General features: G+C 30.3%; 16 protein-coding genes. 12 read left to right on the top strand and 4 right to left on the bottom strand.

The features are described 5' to 3' along the window. Positions 1-36 precede the first annotated feature (36 nt). Entirely contained in the window at positions 37-1,008 is a 972-nt protein-coding gene (locus tag ACWJKP_RS13160) for a hypothetical protein (RefSeq protein WP_165414451.1), read from the top strand. A 121-nt stretch (positions 1,009-1,129) separates the two neighbouring features. On the opposite strand, the gene ACWJKP_RS13155 is transcribed toward ACWJKP_RS13160, so the two are convergent. Continuing rightward, positions 1,130-1,420: a DUF503 domain-containing protein gene (locus ACWJKP_RS13155; protein ID WP_165414452.1), complete on the bottom strand. Its 291-nt coding sequence runs from the start codon at positions 1,418-1,420 to the stop codon at positions 1,130-1,132. Positions 1,421-1,643: 223 nt separating this feature from the next. Between ACWJKP_RS13155 and ACWJKP_RS13150 the strand changes: the two genes are divergently transcribed. The 3 genes from ACWJKP_RS13150 (at position 1,644) to ACWJKP_RS13140 (ending at position 3,669) form a co-directional block, all read left to right on the top strand. Further along, the gene (locus ACWJKP_RS13150; protein ID WP_165414453.1) at positions 1,644-1,835 is read left to right on the top strand and encodes a hypothetical protein; all 192 of its coding nucleotides are present in this window, start codon (positions 1,644-1,646) and stop codon (positions 1,833-1,835) included. Between the two features lie 95 nt (positions 1,836-1,930). Continuing rightward, positions 1,931-2,122, top strand: a complete 192-nt coding sequence (locus ACWJKP_RS13145) for a hypothetical protein (protein WP_165414454.1) — start codon at positions 1,931-1,933, stop codon at positions 2,120-2,122. A 218-nt stretch (positions 2,123-2,340) separates the two neighbouring features. Then, a complete protein-coding gene (locus ACWJKP_RS13140; protein ID WP_462961206.1) occupies positions 2,341-3,669 on the top strand; it encodes an MATE family efflux transporter in 1,329 nt (442 codons plus the stop codon). Between the two features lie 224 nt (positions 3,670-3,893). Here ACWJKP_RS13140 and ACWJKP_RS13135 read toward each other — a convergent pair whose 3' ends face one another. Then, positions 3,894-5,429 (bottom strand): hypothetical protein, encoded by a 1,536-nt coding sequence (locus ACWJKP_RS13135; RefSeq protein WP_224578897.1) that lies wholly within the window; start codon positions 5,427-5,429, stop codon positions 3,894-3,896. A gap of 268 nt (positions 5,430-5,697) precedes the next feature. Between ACWJKP_RS13135 and ACWJKP_RS13130 the strand changes: the two genes are divergently transcribed. Next, positions 5,698-6,516 (top strand): MerR family transcriptional regulator, encoded by an 819-nt coding sequence (locus tag ACWJKP_RS13130; RefSeq protein ID WP_165414537.1) that lies wholly within the window; start codon positions 5,698-5,700, stop codon positions 6,514-6,516. Positions 6,517-6,553: 37 nt separating this feature from the next. On the opposite strand, the gene ACWJKP_RS13125 is transcribed toward ACWJKP_RS13130, so the two are convergent. Further along, entirely contained in the window at positions 6,554-8,491 is a 1,938-nt protein-coding gene (locus ACWJKP_RS13125) for a Cache 3/Cache 2 fusion domain-containing protein (protein ID WP_165414536.1), read from the bottom strand. A gap of 576 nt (positions 8,492-9,067) precedes the next feature. Between ACWJKP_RS13125 and brnQ the strand changes: the two genes are divergently transcribed. The 4 genes from brnQ to ACWJKP_RS13105 all read left to right on the top strand — a co-directional run bounded on the left by brnQ (position 9,068) and on the right by ACWJKP_RS13105 (position 13,219). Further along, positions 9,068-10,363, top strand: a complete 1,296-nt coding sequence (gene brnQ, locus ACWJKP_RS13120) for a branched-chain amino acid transport system II carrier protein (RefSeq protein ID WP_165414535.1) — start codon at positions 9,068-9,070, stop codon at positions 10,361-10,363. Positions 10,364-10,892: 529 nt separating this feature from the next. Continuing rightward, the gene (gene speE, locus ACWJKP_RS13115; protein WP_165414534.1) at positions 10,893-11,765 is read left to right on the top strand and encodes a polyamine aminopropyltransferase; all 873 of its coding nucleotides are present in this window, start codon (positions 10,893-10,895) and stop codon (positions 11,763-11,765) included. Between the two features lie 238 nt (positions 11,766-12,003). Further along, a complete protein-coding gene (locus tag ACWJKP_RS13110) occupies positions 12,004-12,732 on the top strand; it encodes a hypothetical protein (protein WP_165414533.1) in 729 nt (242 codons plus the stop codon). Between the two features lie 262 nt (positions 12,733-12,994). Then, on the top strand, positions 12,995-13,219 hold the full coding sequence (locus tag ACWJKP_RS13105; protein WP_165414532.1) for an alpha/beta-type small acid-soluble spore protein: 225 nt from the start codon (positions 12,995-12,997) through the stop codon (positions 13,217-13,219). 158 nt (positions 13,220-13,377) lie between these two features. Here the strand turns inward: ACWJKP_RS13105 and ACWJKP_RS13100 are convergent, their stop codons facing one another. Next, on the bottom strand, positions 13,378-13,845 hold the full coding sequence (locus ACWJKP_RS13100; RefSeq protein WP_165414531.1) for a GreA/GreB family elongation factor: 468 nt from the start codon (positions 13,843-13,845) through the stop codon (positions 13,378-13,380). A gap of 434 nt (positions 13,846-14,279) precedes the next feature. Here ACWJKP_RS13100 and ACWJKP_RS13095 point away from each other — a divergent pair, with 434 nt between their 5' ends. From ACWJKP_RS13095 to ACWJKP_RS13085, 3 genes are all read left to right on the top strand, one after another. Next, on the top strand, positions 14,280-15,641 hold the full coding sequence (locus tag ACWJKP_RS13095; RefSeq protein WP_165414530.1) for an MATE family efflux transporter: 1,362 nt from the start codon (positions 14,280-14,282) through the stop codon (positions 15,639-15,641). A gap of 276 nt (positions 15,642-15,917) precedes the next feature. Continuing rightward, positions 15,918-17,135, top strand: coding sequence for a quaternary amine ABC transporter ATP-binding protein (locus tag ACWJKP_RS13090; protein WP_165414529.1), 1,218 nt, complete (start codon positions 15,918-15,920; stop codon positions 17,133-17,135). Beyond that, the gene (locus tag ACWJKP_RS13085; protein WP_165414528.1) at positions 17,104-17,946 is read left to right on the top strand and encodes an ABC transporter permease; all 843 of its coding nucleotides are present in this window, start codon (positions 17,104-17,106) and stop codon (positions 17,944-17,946) included. The genes ACWJKP_RS13090 and ACWJKP_RS13085 overlap by 32 nt, the downstream gene beginning before the upstream one ends. Positions 17,947-18,027 lie beyond the last annotated feature (81 nt).

Raw genomic sequence — 18,027 nt, 5'->3', positions numbered from 1 at the left:
TATCAACTAGTTGCAAGAGTCTTTGATGCTACAAATATGAACAGTGAATATATACCCAAGTTGTGGCATGCATTACTTCCATCTATGTGGCTTGCATCTCCATTTGGTATACTAATAGATGGGAATAAACAACCTTTTCTAATATTTTTATGTACACTCGCAATATTAGGTCCGATTATGTTGATGACGCTTTATATTAAAAGCGTAGTACCTTATTTTGAAAAGAACCTCCAAAAATTAAATGATAGAGGGGGAGCCGTAAGTCGCAAAAGTGAAACTAGAAAAGAATTTATAGCAGGACTTGTTTGCAAGGACAAGATTGAAAAGAGTATGTTTAAATTTACTCAAAATATGATAGCTACAGAAAGAAACTTGAAGCTTAAGGTGTATCCAACACTTGCAATGGCAGTATTTATGCCAGTTCTATTTATGTTTATGGGTAGCGGACAAGATAAATCCTTCATGGCTAATATTAAAACAGGATATGGTGGGAAAATTCATTTATTAATGTATATAACTATATTCCTATTATGCTTTTGTACAGCGTTTATAAATAATAGTGATAATTATAAGGGGGCCTTTATATACAAGGTATTGCCAATAGAAAATCCAGGAGTAATATTAAAAGGGGCAGTAAAAGGAACTATATTCAAACTAATACTACCACTCTATATATTAGAATCTATAGTGTTCACAATATTTAAAGGACCGTCTATAATTTTAGACTTAATAGTAATGTTTCTAGTTCTTTTAATATTATCATTGGTGTATTTTAAAGCAGCAAATAAGGCAATGCCCTTTAGTGTAAAGTTTGCTACAGCTGATAGTGGTAAACTTATACTACCATCAGTAATTACAATTATGCTGCTTCTAGTATTTGCTGGAATCCATGTAGTTATTAGAAATAATGTGACATTTATTGGTATTTATGCGATCGTGCTTTTGATAGTTAATGTAATTCTTTGGAAAACTAGTTTCAAGGTGTGTTGGAAGGATATAGAAATATAAGGGAAAAGATTTTTACCCACATACAAAAAAACACTTGCATAACATATTCAACAACTCTTCACATTGAATATGTTATGCAGATTTTTTTGCAACAAGACCAATTATAGCATCAATAGAAAGTCTACATACCTTGGATATCCTCCTTTTGAATATCAATTATTTCTGCATCAGTATTATATTCTATAAAAGTTATAATATGCTCCATTGTAGAATCTAGTTGTGATGAAGTTCCACATATTCCTACGATACCGATAACTATTGTTTGATGAATATCCTGCTCAGCTACTTCTGCTACTGATATATTAAACTTGTTTTTTAGTTTTTGAACTATGCTTTTTACAACCATTCTTTTTTCTTTTAATGAATGCGACCACGATGCTCTTAGGGTAACTGTCATAAATAAAATTTTCATTTATCCTTCACCGCCAATTTTACTATAAATATAGTATGTGTAAAAATACTATTTATACTTATTGCTGAAACATATTTATTTATATCTGATTTACATATATGACTCATACTTAATAACCTATTAAAAATAGAGTTCATTAGTTCCCTGTTATACTTTATAACAAAATGGTTAAACTATATAGTGTAATATATAGTGTAATTTCAGTACTCGAAGGGAGATACTAATGAATAAAAATAAGTTAGGAAAAGCAAAAAAATCAATTAATCAATTAGATGCTAATAAAGGAAGTAGTGGCGTTTCAAACACTGAGATGTCTATTATGTATAACATATCTAATATGTCTAGTGACATTACTGATGTCGCTTTAGAAGAAGAAATAAAATCAAGTGAAAGTTCTACGCAATCAAGGCATTAGTGTTTATTAAATGAGGCTCTAGTAGGGAAATAAAGCTGAAGTAGATAAAATTCAGGGCTATTATCTATCACATCAAAATAGAAGGAGGTTTAAGAATGAATAGCTTTCAGCAAAAAATTGGAGATGTAATGGAATCAATAGAAGAATCAAATTCTTTTAAATGTGAAACAAGAAGGGATTTTAAAAAAGTGGCAAAAGCTTTACTTGAAACAGGTGGAACTATACCAGACTTTAAAAAGTATGATTTAGCTTCAAAACATTGGAAGAGTGCTGAGAAATTTATTTAAACACGTTTTTCTAAATGGATAGAGCATAATAAATTAGACATTTTAACGTTATTTCTGTAGTATTCAAAAAAATAAAAAAATAGAGTCGCGGATGAAAATTTATCTGTTGGCTCTATTTTTTAGTAATACTTTTGCTTATTTAGAAAGAAGTTGACTCTATAGTAACAATACAGTTTATAATAAGAAAGTGTGAAAATAATGAAAAAAGGTGGATATATATGACAAAGAGATTTTTGAAATATGCTATTCCATCAGCACTTGCTATGTTTATTTCATCTTTATATACAGTTGTTGATGGAATATTCGTAGGACAAGGTGTTGGTGATTCAGCATTAGCAGCAGTCAACATAGTGCTACCATTTACAGTTATGTTATTTGGATTAGCTTCTATGTTTGCAATAGGTGGAGGAGCTCTAGTCTCTAAAAATTTTGGAGCAAATAATACTGAAAGAGCAGTAAATATATTTAGACAAGTATTTAAATTTCTGCTAATAATTAGTGTTGTAATAAGTGTAATTGGTGTTATATTTACAGAACCAATAGTAAAATTATTAGGAGCAACAGAGAGGCTACAGGGTTTGTCAGTAGAGTATTTAAGGTTTTATGCACTATTTTGTATTCCTAATTTAACGGGAATAGTTCTTAGTAGTTTTGTTAGAAACGATGGAAGACCAAAACTTGCAATGGTATCTACAATAAGTGGTGCAATAACTAATGTAATATTAGATTATATATTTATATTTCAACTTGGTTTTGGAATAAAAGGAGCAGCTATAGCTACAGGCCTTGGTCAAATAGTTACGGTATGTATGCTATTCCGTCATTTCTTAAAAGGAGAAGGTCAATTAACTTTTGGGAATGTAAAGATTAGTAAGGGACTTATTAAAGAGTTTTCACTTATAGGGTTTCCATCATTCTTTGCACAAGCAAGTTATTCAATAATTGTGTTATTGCATAATATAGCTTTAGCAAAATATGTAGGGGAGGTAGGGATTTCTGCATATAGTATAATAAATTATTTAACTACAAATATTTATATGGTTCTTTATGGAATAACACTCGGAGTACAACCACTTTTAAGTTACAGCTATGGAAGAAAAGATGTTGAGAAATTGATAGGATTCTTTAAAATAACATGCGTAGCATCAATTTTAATAAGTGGTTTTTTTGTTATAACAAGTTTTAGCTTTGGACAGAAGATTATAGGAATATTCACAAGAGATCCATACATAGCACAATTAGCATATAAGGCCCTTCGAATAGCAAGTTTTAGCTATTTTGTAGTAGGAATAAATTTAAATACTCTTGTGTATTATCAAGCTATAGAAAAACCAAAGTATGCAAATATAAGTTGTGTATGTAGATCAGTTATTTTCTTGCCAATATGCTTAACTTTATTTGGAGGTATGTTTGGAATAAATGGAATATGGATAAGTGCAATAGTATCCGAAAGTTTAACATTTATAACTATAAAATTAATTGCAAACATAAAAACTTCTACACAAGCGGTTTTAACCGAGTTAAATGTGGAACTTAAAGGAAAATAATAGTTTGAAGATGCATTAAAAGTAAAAAATAACATCACTATTTGGAAATATTAAATTAGTATAGTCGGAAAACAATAATTAACAATTTCCATATTTAAGAATTAAAAGTGCTTATTTGAATGAAAAGTTATATTTGAATTAATTACGGACATGACAAAAAGACTTTTTTATACACTATTTTAAAAAAGCCGTAGGCTGGTTATTGAATTGAAATTTATTTTAAATTACGCAGCTATATTTTTAAGAGTTGGGAAAATATCGGCAAGGGCTATTAATCTTTCTGATGCCCAAGCATCTATGAAACAGCAAAATGCACCAAGAAATACCCTTGTTATTCTACACCCAACAGAATAAATAATTGCATCTTCAGCATGAAAATTGTTATTTATTCTATCCCAACATCTTTCAGTAGTTGAACGTCTTTTATAAAGAGATTTCCATTGTTTTGAACCTCTTAATATTGGAGTGAAATACCTTGGATTGTCTAATGTTTTAGTGTAATAAGTTTTGTTGCTTTTCATAGGATATTTTTCACAGTTTTCACATTGAACTGGGAATAACCATTTATGTCTATATTGTTTAGTAATAATTCCCCAATTGCGAAGCTGATGTCCACAAACAGTTCCGTGGGGGATAGCATTCTTATCAAGTTTAACAAATTCACTACTTGATGAAGGTTTTGAAGAACGCGAATTTAAATCAATAATAGGATTTATTCCATAATGCATGCATAAAAGATAAAAAGCATTGGCATCATAAGCAGAATCTAATGCTATAGAATGAAATTTAATTTCAGGATATAAATCCACAAGTTCTTTAAGTGCATAAACGCCAGTAACAGCATCATGGCGTGCCGCACTAACAAATTTAATATGGATAGGTAGGCTGTAAAAGCTATCACAGGCAGTAAATCCGTGATAGGTATGACCATAGTAATAATGTTCATTAAAGCTATCCCAGCCCCAGCTAGCACTGGGGTCGGTAAACTTTCGATAACAGTCACAATGTTCTCCTGGTTTAAGTTTGCAATCACAAACTTTTTTACCGTAAGGCGAAGCCTGTGTTGGCATACAGGTTCCGTCGCCAGCAATATTTAGTTTAGAAGGATCGCCCAAAATACCCATTGATAAAGAAGGAATAACAAATAATTCTTTAAGTATGTTGTTCATTTTGGATTCGCTTCTGTCAAGGAGCTTTGAATTATCATATTTTAAGATTCTTTTAACTAAACGGTCAACTACACCAGACTTGGAGTTATTCATCTTTTGGTTTTTCTTTTGTTTTTTACGTGGTTTACGTTTAATTTTACGCAGTTTGGATTTATTAAGGATCTTATCCTTATGAATCAGCCTATCCATAAAATCATAAAAAGTACCTACACCAGGAATTCGGTCAACATGTATGCCTTCGGCTTTAGAGTCTGAATAGCAAGCGGGTATAAAGCCAGATAAAATTGAATAGAAAGGGTCTGAACGTAATGTTTTTACCCAAGATGATATACTAGTTTCTTTACAATAAGCCATGATAATAAGTGACCTGAGTAATGCTACCGCATCTTTGGGCGGAGCCCCTTGATTAGATTTAGAGTAAGTACTTTCTATTAGAGGGACAATTCCGGTTAGGTCGGTAGACCAGATTTTAGTTATTTGTGAACTACGCTCAAACAAAGTGATTTGTTGATTGGTTTGAATATAGAATTTTTCTAAAAATGTTTCAAGAAAATATTGATATTGAGAATGAGAAACCTTAACAGTTAACATAAAAACACTCCTCGCAAATGAAATAATGTAAAAAAATATACATATTTAATTTTGCGAATTTTTACTAGCTGTCAAGTCTTATTTCACAATGTTTAAGTAAAAAAGATTAAAAGTAATACGAATAGCTTAAATTTTCTAGGTTATTCGTACAATATGAGGCACCACGAATTTTTGAGGTGAAGTTGATTTTTGAGCAAAATGAATCAAGAGTTAGCAGTACCTTAAGAGTTTCCGAGAGTGCACTATTAAATACAAATGAGGTGAGAATATGGGGACAAACTTTTCAATAGGAGAAATGTCAAAGTTACAAAATATATCAGTTCAGACATTACGATATTATGATAAAATTGGACTACTAAAACCGTCATATATAGACGAGAAGAGCAGATATAGATATTATTCTGCAAAACACTTTGTAATACTTAATTCAATAAAACAATGTAAGGCTATGGGCTTATCTTTAGATGAAATAAAGGAATTAATAGAAAATTATACTTCATTTGATTCCATACTTAATATAATAAGTAAGCAAAAGGAAATGATAGATACCAAAATAAAAGATTTAAACACAGTAAAAAATAATATTAGTTTTCTTGAGAAGCGTATAAAAAATTCTTTAAAAGAAGGTATTAATGATGTTTTTATTAAATATAACAAGGAAAGAAAATTCAAAAAATATAATAATACAAAGAGATATACAGAAGAATTTGAAATAAATCTAAGTGAAATATTAGTATCGATGGAGCAGAAGTATAGTAGTTCAATTAAAGAACTTGCTTTTGCTGTATCATATGAAGATATAAAAAAATATAATGAACTAATATATAATAATATGCTAATTAATGGTTTCGAGTGTGTTACAAATGATGATAATTTAATAACTTTGCCAAAGGGGGAATATATAACATTAAATTTTGATGATGATTATAATGATACTAGCAAGTATTATAAAAGTCTTATTGAGTATATAGATAGAAATAATATTGAGGTAAGCGGAGATTTTTATGAAATATACATAATGACTAGAGTTGGGAATGATGGCGAGGAAAGATCTTTAGGACAAATTCAAATATTAAAGAAAAAGTAAAGGGTATAATAAAAAAGCTGCATTCAATGCAGCTTTTTTATTTATATATATCGGAAAATTCAATTTGAATTTTTTCACTGTTTGTTTGATTCATTAAACCTATTTTTGAATTCGGATTATCGTTACCGTCAACTATATTAACAGGCAAGCTTATTGTAAATTCTGTACCTTCTTGATACTTACTTTGTACATTAATTATACCTCCATGCATTTCAACTAAAGATTTAACTAGAGCAAGTCCTATACCACTACCTTCATGTGCTCTACTTAGTATAGGGTCCACTTGCTTAAACCTTTCAAAAATTTGTGATAACTTATCTTCTGGAATTCCTATGCCATTATCCTTTACAGAAAGTATAATGTGACTATCTTTATCGTAAACGCAAACTTCGATTTTATCTCCAGGCCTAGTAAATTTAGTTGCATTAGAAATTAAATTAAGTAAAATTCTCTCCATCTTTTCTTCATCGAAAGCCATAATTTTTTCTTCTATATCCGTATCAAAAATAATTATTCTTGACATGCCTTGCACATACGGAATAGTTGACAGGGTTATTTCCTCAACAACTTGTATTATATTTTGATTCTTTAAATTTAACTCCATAAATTTAGAATCGATTTTACTAATATCAATTATATTATTTACGAGTCGTAACAGTCTATAACAATTTTGTTTTATATAATTTGTATATTCGTTTAACTTGTCCATGTTATTTGAAGTTATATCTTTGCTTATATATACAGAAAATAATTGTGCTGTAGAAAAAATTATATTTAACGGTGTCTTTAATTCATGAGACATATTGGCAATAAATTCAGTTTTTAATTTATCGTATTGTACCAATTCTTCTATCAGATGTTTATTTTCAGTTATCATATTATTAAAACTATCGGATAATACCCCTATTTCATCTTTGTTTTTTATGTCCGAGTGTACTGTTAAATCGCCTGAGCCCGCAATCTCCATATATGACTTTAATTTATTAATGGGTTTAACCAAGTTGTTAGCCATAAACACAGCTATAATCCCACCTAATAAAATCATTAATAACCCACTTAATAATGTGGTATTCAAAATTGATTTACTTGACGATGCTAAGTCATCATAGTTAGCTGTGGTAACAATATACCAATCCCAAGGTTCGAAATACATAGAGTAAGCTAATTTATGCACACCTTTATATGTGTATTCAATTAATCCATCTCTATTTGAAATTATTTTTTTACTTGATTCATAGTTGCTTAGATTCTTTCCCTTATCAGTAGGATGGACAATCGCTTTTCCATTAGAATCCATTATGTATACATAACCTGTTTTTCCAATTTTAAAGTTATTTATTGTTTTTTCTAGATAATCATTAAGTAACGTATTCCCTACAGCTATCGCTCCTACAACCTTTTTATCTTTATTAAGTAATGGTTTGATTCTTGACAAATAACTTTCATTTTCAGATAAATTTACGCCCCAATACTCTTGATTATTAATTATTGTATTGTAAATATCTGAGCCAGCAGGGTAGTATGTCCCTTCAAGTCTTTGGTTGCCTTTAATACGGGTTGTAGATACCCTTATTAATTTATTATTACTTAATAAAAATATAGAAGCTGTGCTACCTATAGATTTATGTATATCATCAACAATATTAGTGTCTAATGATAGCTTATGTGTTCCAGCATATAAAACTGGTAAATAATAATCCCCTACTTTTATACTTTGGGTATTATCTACGTTTATATTACCAAAACTACATAATAACTTCTCAGCAGAATCTAAATTACTATAAGACTTTTCTATAATGGAATCATTTCTTACACTTATTGTAGTATTAATTAATTCTGTTACAGTTTGACTTTTTTCTTTAACTTCTTTAAATACTGCATCCTTTGATATTTTACCAATTAAAATACCTAAAAAACTTGCTGTAAGTATAATTAATATTAGGTAACTAATAATTATTTTAATTTTAATACTCATACATTAAATCACTTCTCCTTAGATGATAAAAGAACATATTCAAATAATGATACACTTGACTAATGTAAATTTTCAAATTTTTACTTTTAATTTATTAGATTCTACAATCTATCATGCTGTAAGGTTTACAGTAACTAATACTAGGTGTAAAAAAATGTTGTTACTTCACAATTTATAACAATTATGGACTAATTTTAGCATTTAAAGGCTTGTTTGTAAATAAAAAAATATGTGTAATTATGTCAATGGCCTAGGGGAATTGCAACAGCAAAAAAATGTATTGGGTGCATCACAGTGATCCGGAAGTTAGCTCATTGGTATACTTTTCATAGTTGTTATTATTCACGCATTGTTATACAATGCTATTATTCGAATAATTTAATAAGGAGATTTTGTCATGAATTCAGATTTTGAAAACGGTAAAATAGGAAAACTATTGTTCAACCTAGCATTACTATGCATTATGGATCAATTAGAAATTTAGAAAGATAAGGTAAGCCTTATTCTTAAAATAATAGTATGTATTTAATTATTTTTTAAAATTACATAAATTCATCCATCTGGAGGTATACACAAATGAAAACTTCAACAAAACATTCCTTGGTTATAGGGTTTGCACTATTTGCAATGTTTTTCGGTGCAGGAAACCTGATTTTTCCACCATACTTAGGGAAAGCGGTAGGAAGCAAGTTTATTATAGCTATTATAGGGTTCCTCCTTACAGGAGTTGGTCTTCCTCTAATTGGAATAATTGCCTGTGCTAAAATTAATGGTTCTTTCGATAAAATGGCAAATAGAGTAGGTTCAAAATTTGCAATAATAACAGGTGTAGCTTTAATTCTTGTTATAGGACCTTTATTTGCAGTTCCAAGAACAGCCGCAACGACTTTCGAACTTGGAATACAGCCTTTATTCCCATTTATGGGGCAAAACATAACTATTATATTGTATTTTGCAATAACACTTGCATTCGTGCTTAAACCTTCTTCAATAATTGATAATATAGGTAAAATACTTACACCAGCACTTTTATTAATGCTCGCTATAATTATATTTAAAGGGATAATATTTCCTATTGGACCAATTGTAAATACACATTACCAAGGTGCATTTTCAAAATCTTTATTAGAAGGTTATCAAACGATGGACGGTATGGGCTCTGTTATATTGGCATCAATAATTCTTTCAGCTGTTAGAGCAAAGGGTTATGAAAATCCAAAAGATATAATGAAGATGACTATAAAGGCATCTATGGTGGCTGTAGTGGGTTTAGCCTTTGTATATTCTGGACTTATGTATCTTGGATCTCAAACATCTACTTTGTTCTCTGAAGATATAGCTAGAACTAATCTAGTTACACAAATTGTAAAACTAGACTTAGGCAGTATCGGTAGCGTTATTCTTAGTTTATCTGTGAGTCTTGCATGCTTAACAACTTCTATAGGATTACTTTCAAGTGGAGCAAAATACTTTACTAAACTCTCAAATGGCAAAGTATCTTACACGACTAATGCTATTTCTATGGCTTTAGTAAGTGGAGTAATAGCTACAAAAGGCGTTGATAGTATAGTTATATTGGCAGTTCCAATTTTACAAATTTTATATCCAATTGTAATTATTCTAATAGCTATTACTTTTCTTGGTGATAAAGTGAAAAATGATAAGATTGTTGCTATAACTGTATACACAGCTTTAATAATAACTATTTTAGATACAGTAAATGGTTTATGTGGGAATAACATCGCATTTATTAAATTTATTCCTCTAGCAAGTGCAGGATTCTCATGGCTTGTACCTTCTTTACTAGCTTTTGTAATTTCAAACATTTTAATAAAATCGAAAGAAGATGCTACTTCAATTGTTGAAATGTGAGAATGTTTCAGCAATATAAATAATTAACATTTATAGTATAAAAAGCCACCTTTATGCAGGTGGCTTTTGTTTCTTTTGAGTTATCAATGCCTTTTTTATCATTTAGTTAATGATTTTTGTTTATTTTCATCTCCACAGTAGCAACATCTACATCCTCTAGTTTGCGCAAAACATTATAATTATTTTCTATTATTCTTTTTTCTTAATTATGTTTTAAAAAGGGTTTTAGAAAAAAATAACATGATATTAATATTATTAACCTAATTATAATGTTCAGCTTTTTTTCTTGAGTGACCATGGGATAACTTTCAGTTGGCTATTATTGGTTGATGGAGATTTAAATAGAATAAGATATTGTGGTGCTGGGTTATCATTAGCATATCCAAGTTGAACTTTCGAATATCTATGATATACTTGAAGTGGTGGCTTTCGGAGATACAAAAGAAAACATTAAAGCTGTAATTGTTGAATTAACTATAATAGAGTTGCATCTTTACAAGCTTAAATTTATTATAATGGAGGAATTATTATGAAAATGGATGAATTGCCAAAGTATTTTAAAAAAATTGATAATGAACTGTGGTTTGAGGAAGTTGAAGTTGAGAAAAAAAGTTTGAAAATTACTTACAAAATTAATAAATGTTTTTCATATAGCAAATCGCCCTATCAAGAGGTAGCTTTGATTGATACTGTGGCATTTGGTCCATGTCTTGTGCTTGATGGGTCAATGCAGACTACTTCAGCAGATGGTTTTATATATAATGAAATGATTACTCATATTCCAGTAATCACACATAAAAATCCACAAAACGTATTGGTAATTGGTGGAGGAGACTGTGGAGCGGTACGAGAATTATCAAAGTATAAAGGACTTGAGACAATTGACATGGTTGAGCTCGACGAAGTAGTAACAAAAGAAAGCATAAAATTTCTTCCGGAAATAAGCGGAGGCGCAGGTTTTGATAAAAGAATCAATTTTAAATTCGGTGATGGAGTTGAATACGTAAAGAAGACCGATATTAAGTATGATATAGTCATGGTCGATTCACCAGACCCTGAGGGTCCTGCTAAGGATTTGTTTGGAGAAGAATTTTATAAAAATGTAAAAAGAACATTAAAAACTGATGGAGTAATGGTATGTCAAAGTGAATCTCCAATGCTTCATCGTAATATAATTGAGAATACAAGAAGGATATTAAAGAATAACTTTAAAATTGTAAAAACCTATATAGCGTTTGTTCCAACTTATCCAGGTGGATTATGGAGTTTTACAATGGCTTCAGATGTTTATGATCCTAGTAACATGGACGTAAATAAATTGCCTCTTGAAACTCGTTATTTAACAAAGGAGATTGCAAAATCTTGCTTTGATCTTCCAAATTTCATAAGTGATCTAAAATAGAAAAAGCTGAGCTTAAAAGTTTAGAGACTACAATTGATTAGGGTATAGACATGAAGTCTGTATCCTTTTTAATGTGATGGTTAAGGAGGGTTTAAATTATGCCAATCTGGGTGTCGTTTTTAATTGGGTTTATTATAGCAATTGTATTTAGCATTTTTATTAAAAAAAACAAATAACTTTTAAATAATTATGATTATAAAGTTATCACTATAAAAGCATATGCGAGGAGAAAAAACAAATGGAAAAGTCAGTAAAAGCACTTGTAATCTTATCACTCATAGTACTATTAGTTATAGTAGTAAGTATATACAGAATAGTCTCAACACCACCATCACAAGTATCATCAGAAGCTGCAACAGGAACACCAGAGCAAATAGCGGATAAAAGGATTTCAGATGCGAAAATAGTAGCGGATAAAAAAATAGCAGATGCAAAAATAGTAGCAGATAAAATAATAGAAGATGCAAAAGCGGCGGAGGCAAAAAAAACATCGGATTTAAAAGCAATCGAGACTAAAAAAATATTAGAGGCAAAGTCTCAGGGGAATCAACTTAAGGAAGATGAATATAAAAGTTATAGTAATGAAAAATTTTCATATTCAATTATGTATCCTAATGATCTTAAAGTAGTTAATGATACTGCAAATGGTAATATACTTAAATCTGACGATGGAAAGGTTTATTTGCAGGTATATGGAACTAATAATGCACCAAATGATACTATTGATTCAATATACAATAAAGCAATTAAAAATAATAATATGTATTATAAAGCTAAAGGTGGTAGTTGGTTTGTAATATCTTATACTGAAGGTGACGAAATAGTATATCAAAAAAAAGTAGTAGGAAAAGCTTCAACAAATACTTTTATTTTTAAATTTCCAGCAAATGAAAAGGACAAGTATACTAAAGTTGTGGATAGGCTTGAAAAAAGTTTCAAGACATCTTCTACTGATAAAAATCATTAATGGTAGAGTTTATAAGCCGCATAAAAAAATAGATAACTATTATAAATAAATATAATAGAAAAAGGAGATAATTAAAGTTATCTTCTTTATTTTATTTCAAACACAATCAAAATTAATAAAACTAAATAAAAATTTTAAAGATGAATTAATGAATAAAAAGTTCGTTTTAAAAAATACTAGTTGTAGATATACAAGGTTGAGATCAAAATTATTACAATATATCTTGGGTATTTACAATATAAAATTATATGGAGGTAGTAAAATGACTAAAAGAACATTAGTACCAGAAGCAGCGGGAAAACTTCAAAAATTTAAGATGGAAGTAGCACAAGATATGGCAGTAGATAATATTGAAAGCAGAAATGTAGATATGGGCGATGTGCCAAGTAATATTGTAAATAAAATAAAAAATTCAGGTAATGTCGGTGGAGAAATGGTAAAGAGAATGGTAGAGGCAGCAGAAAAAAATATGGTGGATAATAAGTAAAGGGTGTCGTGCATCCGTATGAAGTTTCTCCGCCGTGCCTTGAAATAAGGGTTTGAAATGTGAATTCATAAAAGCAATGATAAGGGGTAATTTTAAATTTACAAAACAAGAATTAATAAAAAAAATTTAAGCAGAGAGTGATCTCTGCTTAAATTTTTTTACTCGTAAATTTTTTCTATACTTACTTCATAATTGCCTTCAGGAGATATAACAGAGCACTTTTCCCCAAGTGCCTTTTTATATATTGCCATTCCAAGAGGGGATTCAATACTTATGTTCATTAAATCAGGGTTGGTCTCTACTGTTGATACCAGGTGTATGTTCTCAATATCACCTGTGTCAAGAAATTTAATATCAGCCTGACCTCCAAGACCTAATTGGTCGTCACTACTGTAATCATCTACGACTGTAGAGTTCCTAAGTAACTCTTGAACTGCAATTATTCTATCATTATTGGTTGCTTCCTCATCTTTAGCTGCATCATACTCTGCATTCTCACTTAAATCGCCATGGCCCTTTGCTTCTTTAATTGCGGCTGTTATTTCTCTTCTTTTTTCTCCTGTGCGAAGGGATAATTCTTCCTCTAATTTTATTACTCCACTAGGTGTTAATATTGTATTTTTCATAGTTTTGTCACTCCTAACAATTTTTGCGTATATGATTCTGTCTTCTATTTTAAAATAAATTAGACATATCAAATTTTTTTAAATATAGAGAAGACAATAAAGAATTATTATATCACATTTTTGGACAATATATTAAATGTAATTTTGAAGTTAATGTTTATTTGAATGTATTCTAATAAACATTACAAACTATATTTATAAAAACTGCAATATATTTTGTTGTTAATGAGCCCTGAAGTAGATTGAATAATTTAGGCTTGCAGAATAAGAAAAAATGTAGAACATGTGTTATACTATAAAATAGGTATATCAATGGTTAATGCCGCATATCTAAACATATGTGACTTAAATAGAATAATATAAAATTACTGGAAATTGTAAAAGTTTCTTACTGACATTTTAAATTTATATTTTTAGTATGGAGGAATGTTTTTATGAATCAAACAAAAGAATTAGGAACAGAAAGTATAGGAAAACTATTGGTTAAGTTTTCGGTGCCGGCTATAACAGGGATGATTGTAAATGCGTTATATAACATTGTAGATCGAATGTATATAGGGCATATTAAAGGGGTAGGATCCTATGCACTTTCAGGACTTGCTATAACGTTCCCCATATCAGTTATTATAATGGCTTTTGGAATGCTTATTGGGATAGGTGCTAGTGCAGTTATATCAATAAAACTAGGAGAAAAAAACAAGGAAGCGGCAGATAATATTTTGGGAAATGCCTTTATACTTATAACGATAATATCATTAGTGATTAGTATACTTGGAGTTTTGTTTTTAAATAAACTTCTAATCTTATTTGGAGCAAGTGAAAATAGTATCCCCTATGCAAAAGCATATATACAAATCATACTTATGGGAGCTGTTTTTCAAAATATAGGATTTGGTATTAATAATATAATTAGAGCAGAGGGTAATCCTAAAATGGCAATGCTTACAATGGTATTTGGTGCAATTATTAATATTATATTAGATCCAATATTCATATTCGTTTTTGATATGGGAATTCAAGGTGCTGCAATAGCAACCATAATTTCTCAAGCTTTTAATACTATCTTAGTATTGAAATATTTTACATCTAAAAGCAGTGGAAGCGTGCTAAAAATAAAGAAAACCAATTTAAAGCTGCATAAACATATTATAAAAGATATTTTTGCTATTGGCATGGCGCCTTTTTCAATGCAAATTGCATCAAGTTTTGTAATTATTTTATATAATAAAGGTCTTTATTCTTACGGAGGAGATCTTGCAATAGCTGCAATGGGAATATTAAATAGTATATCAATGCTTATTTTTATGCCTATATTTGGTATAAGTCAAGGGATTCAGCCTATAATAGGATATAATTATGGGGCTAAATTGTATCCAAGGGTTTTAAAGGTTTTAAAGCTTGCCATAACTTTTGGCACTTGCATTGCTATAATTGGATTTATAGGAGTACAAGTATTTGCGAAGCAGATTATTGGCGTATTTGTAGGTAGTAATACTGACCTAATAAATCTAGGTGCACGTGGAATTAGAATAGACTTAATCTTTTTACCTATATTAGGGTTTCAAATTTTAGGGGCAAGCTATTTTCAAGCAATAAATGAGGCAAAAACCTCAATGATTTTAAGCATATTAAGACAGGTCATAGTACTAATTCCACTTATTCTTATTCTTCCATTATTTTTTAAATTGGATGGATTATGGCTTTCACAACCTTGTGCAGATTTGATCGCAACTGCACTAACCGCATTCTTCTTATGGAAAAGTATTAAAAAACTTAAATGTAAAAACATTGTATAGAAAAACAACAAATGTAACACAATAACAAAATAGATCCAACAAAAAAAGGTGTTTATAAAGAACACCTTTTTATGTTAATTATTTTTAATAATTCAGGAGGTTGAATAAGTGTGCAAATACCTTATTCATAGCATATATGTAATATAATAGGGAAAATGCGATTGTCGAAAACTTGTATTTACTGTCGAGGTCTAGTACAATGTAAGAATATCGCTTAAATCTAAAGGGATGTGTTTACAAATAATACATAGATTAAATAATCAAAGAGGTGAATAAATGTTGAAAATTGAAGTTAAAGGTTTGACCAAGATTTTTGGTAAAAACCCTAAACAAGGAATAAAACTTTTACAAGAAGGAAAAACAAAACCAGATATCTTAAAAGAAACAGGAATGACTGTAGGTGTAAATAGGGTATCGTTTGAAGTACACTCTGGAGAAATTTTTGTCATTATGGGATTATCAGGAAGTGGGAAGTCCACCCTTGTTAGATTGATTAATCGTCTAATCGAGCCAAATGCAGGTAGTGTGTTAGTAGATGGTGAGGATTTGGCGAAAATGGATAAACATAAATTAAGAGAAACTAGAAGAAAGAAACTAAGCATGGTTTTTCAAGGATTTGGATTATTTCCCCATCGTACTATTTTGGAGAATGCCGGATTCGGATTAGAAATACAAGGTATGGATAAAAAAGAAATTGAGGAAAAAGCCCTTGAATCATTACAAATGGTAGGGCTTAAAGGATACGAGGATCAATATCCTAGTCAATTATCAGGAGGGATGAAGCAAAGAGTAGGTCTTGCGAGGGCTCTAGCTAATAATCCAGATATTTTATTAATGGATGAAGCCTTTTCAGCACTAGATCCTTTAAATCGTAAAGAGATGCAAGATGAGCTTATAGATTTACAAGCAACTATGCATAAAACAATTATATTTATTACGCATGACTTAGATGAAGCACTTAAAATTGGAGACAGAATAGCAATTATGAAAAATGGTTTAATTGTGCAGGTTGGTACTCCAGAAGAAATTATGACAAATCCTGCTGATGAATATGTTAGAAAGTTTGTTGAGGATGTAGATAGATCCAAGGTTTTTTCTGCACAACATGTTATGAAACGCCCAGAGACCATAGATGTAGAAAAACATGGTCCACGAGTTGCATTAAAACGTATGAGACAGGCCGGAATTTCAAGTATCTATGTTATTAATAAAAACAAAGAGTTCTTAGGAGTTGTAACTGCAGATGCAGCAGCTGAAGCAGTGAAAAATGGAACTAAAGATATTTATGATGTTATGATTACGGATGTTCCTGTGGTTCTTCCAGATTTATCATTAAATGATTTGTTTGAGATAATACACGATTCTCCTGTACCAGTAGCTGTTGTTGAAGAAAAAATATTAAAAGGAATTATAGTTCGAGGTGCGGTACTCGCGGCTCTTGCAGGAAATGAGGTGAATAACGATGAAACAAATACCAACGATACCAATAGTTAAATGGGCTGACATGCTTGTAGCATGGTTAAGAGATAACGCTCAGTGGTTTTTTGAACCAATTAAAGATACTCTAAATGCTGTTGTAAATGGGTTAAGTGACGCATTAATAGCTATCCCTCCAGTGGTTTTTATTCTGATTATCGTAGCATTAACTATATTTATAACTAAGAAAAAATGGGGTTTATCTATATTTGCATTATTGGGGTTGCTATTAATCCTAAATCTTGGATATTGGGAACAAACCATGCTTACCCTTTCATTGATTTTAACATCTAGTTCAATATCAATTTTGATTGGTATTCCTCTTGGAGTTTGGATGTCAAAAAGCAGAATGGTGCAAGATATAGTAACGCCTATATTAGATATTATGCAGACTATGCCTGCTTTTGTTTATTTAATACCAGCTGTTTCTTTCTTTGGGATAGGAATGGTACCTGGAATTATTGCATCTGTTATATTTGCAATGCCTCCAGTTGTAAGGTTAACTAATTTTGGTATTCGTCAAGTTTCAACAGAACTTATTGAGGCAGCAGATGCCTTTGGGTCAACTCCTGCACAAAAATTATTTAAGGTTCAACTTCCGATTGCGAAAAATACAATTATGGCAGGGGTTAACCAAACAATTATGTTAGCACTATCTATGGTTGTTATAGCTTCTATGATTGGTGCTGACGGGTTAGGTGTTGAAGTCTTTAGAGCGGTTACAAGAAATGAAGCCGGACAAGGATTTGCTTCAGGTTTAGCTATTGTTATATTAGCGATGATATTGGATCGTATTACTCAAGCGCTAAATAAAAAACACACTACATAAGGTTTTAACGACATTTCAGAAGGAAAGTCTCCACTTCTATAATTGGGAGTGTAAATCTCCTTCTGAAGTTGTTAATATAGC

The organism is Clostridium sp. CM037 (genome assembly GCF_055081095.1).
The sequence above is the reverse complement of the archived record's forward strand: the minus strand, read 5'-3'. Positions and strand labels throughout refer to the sequence as shown.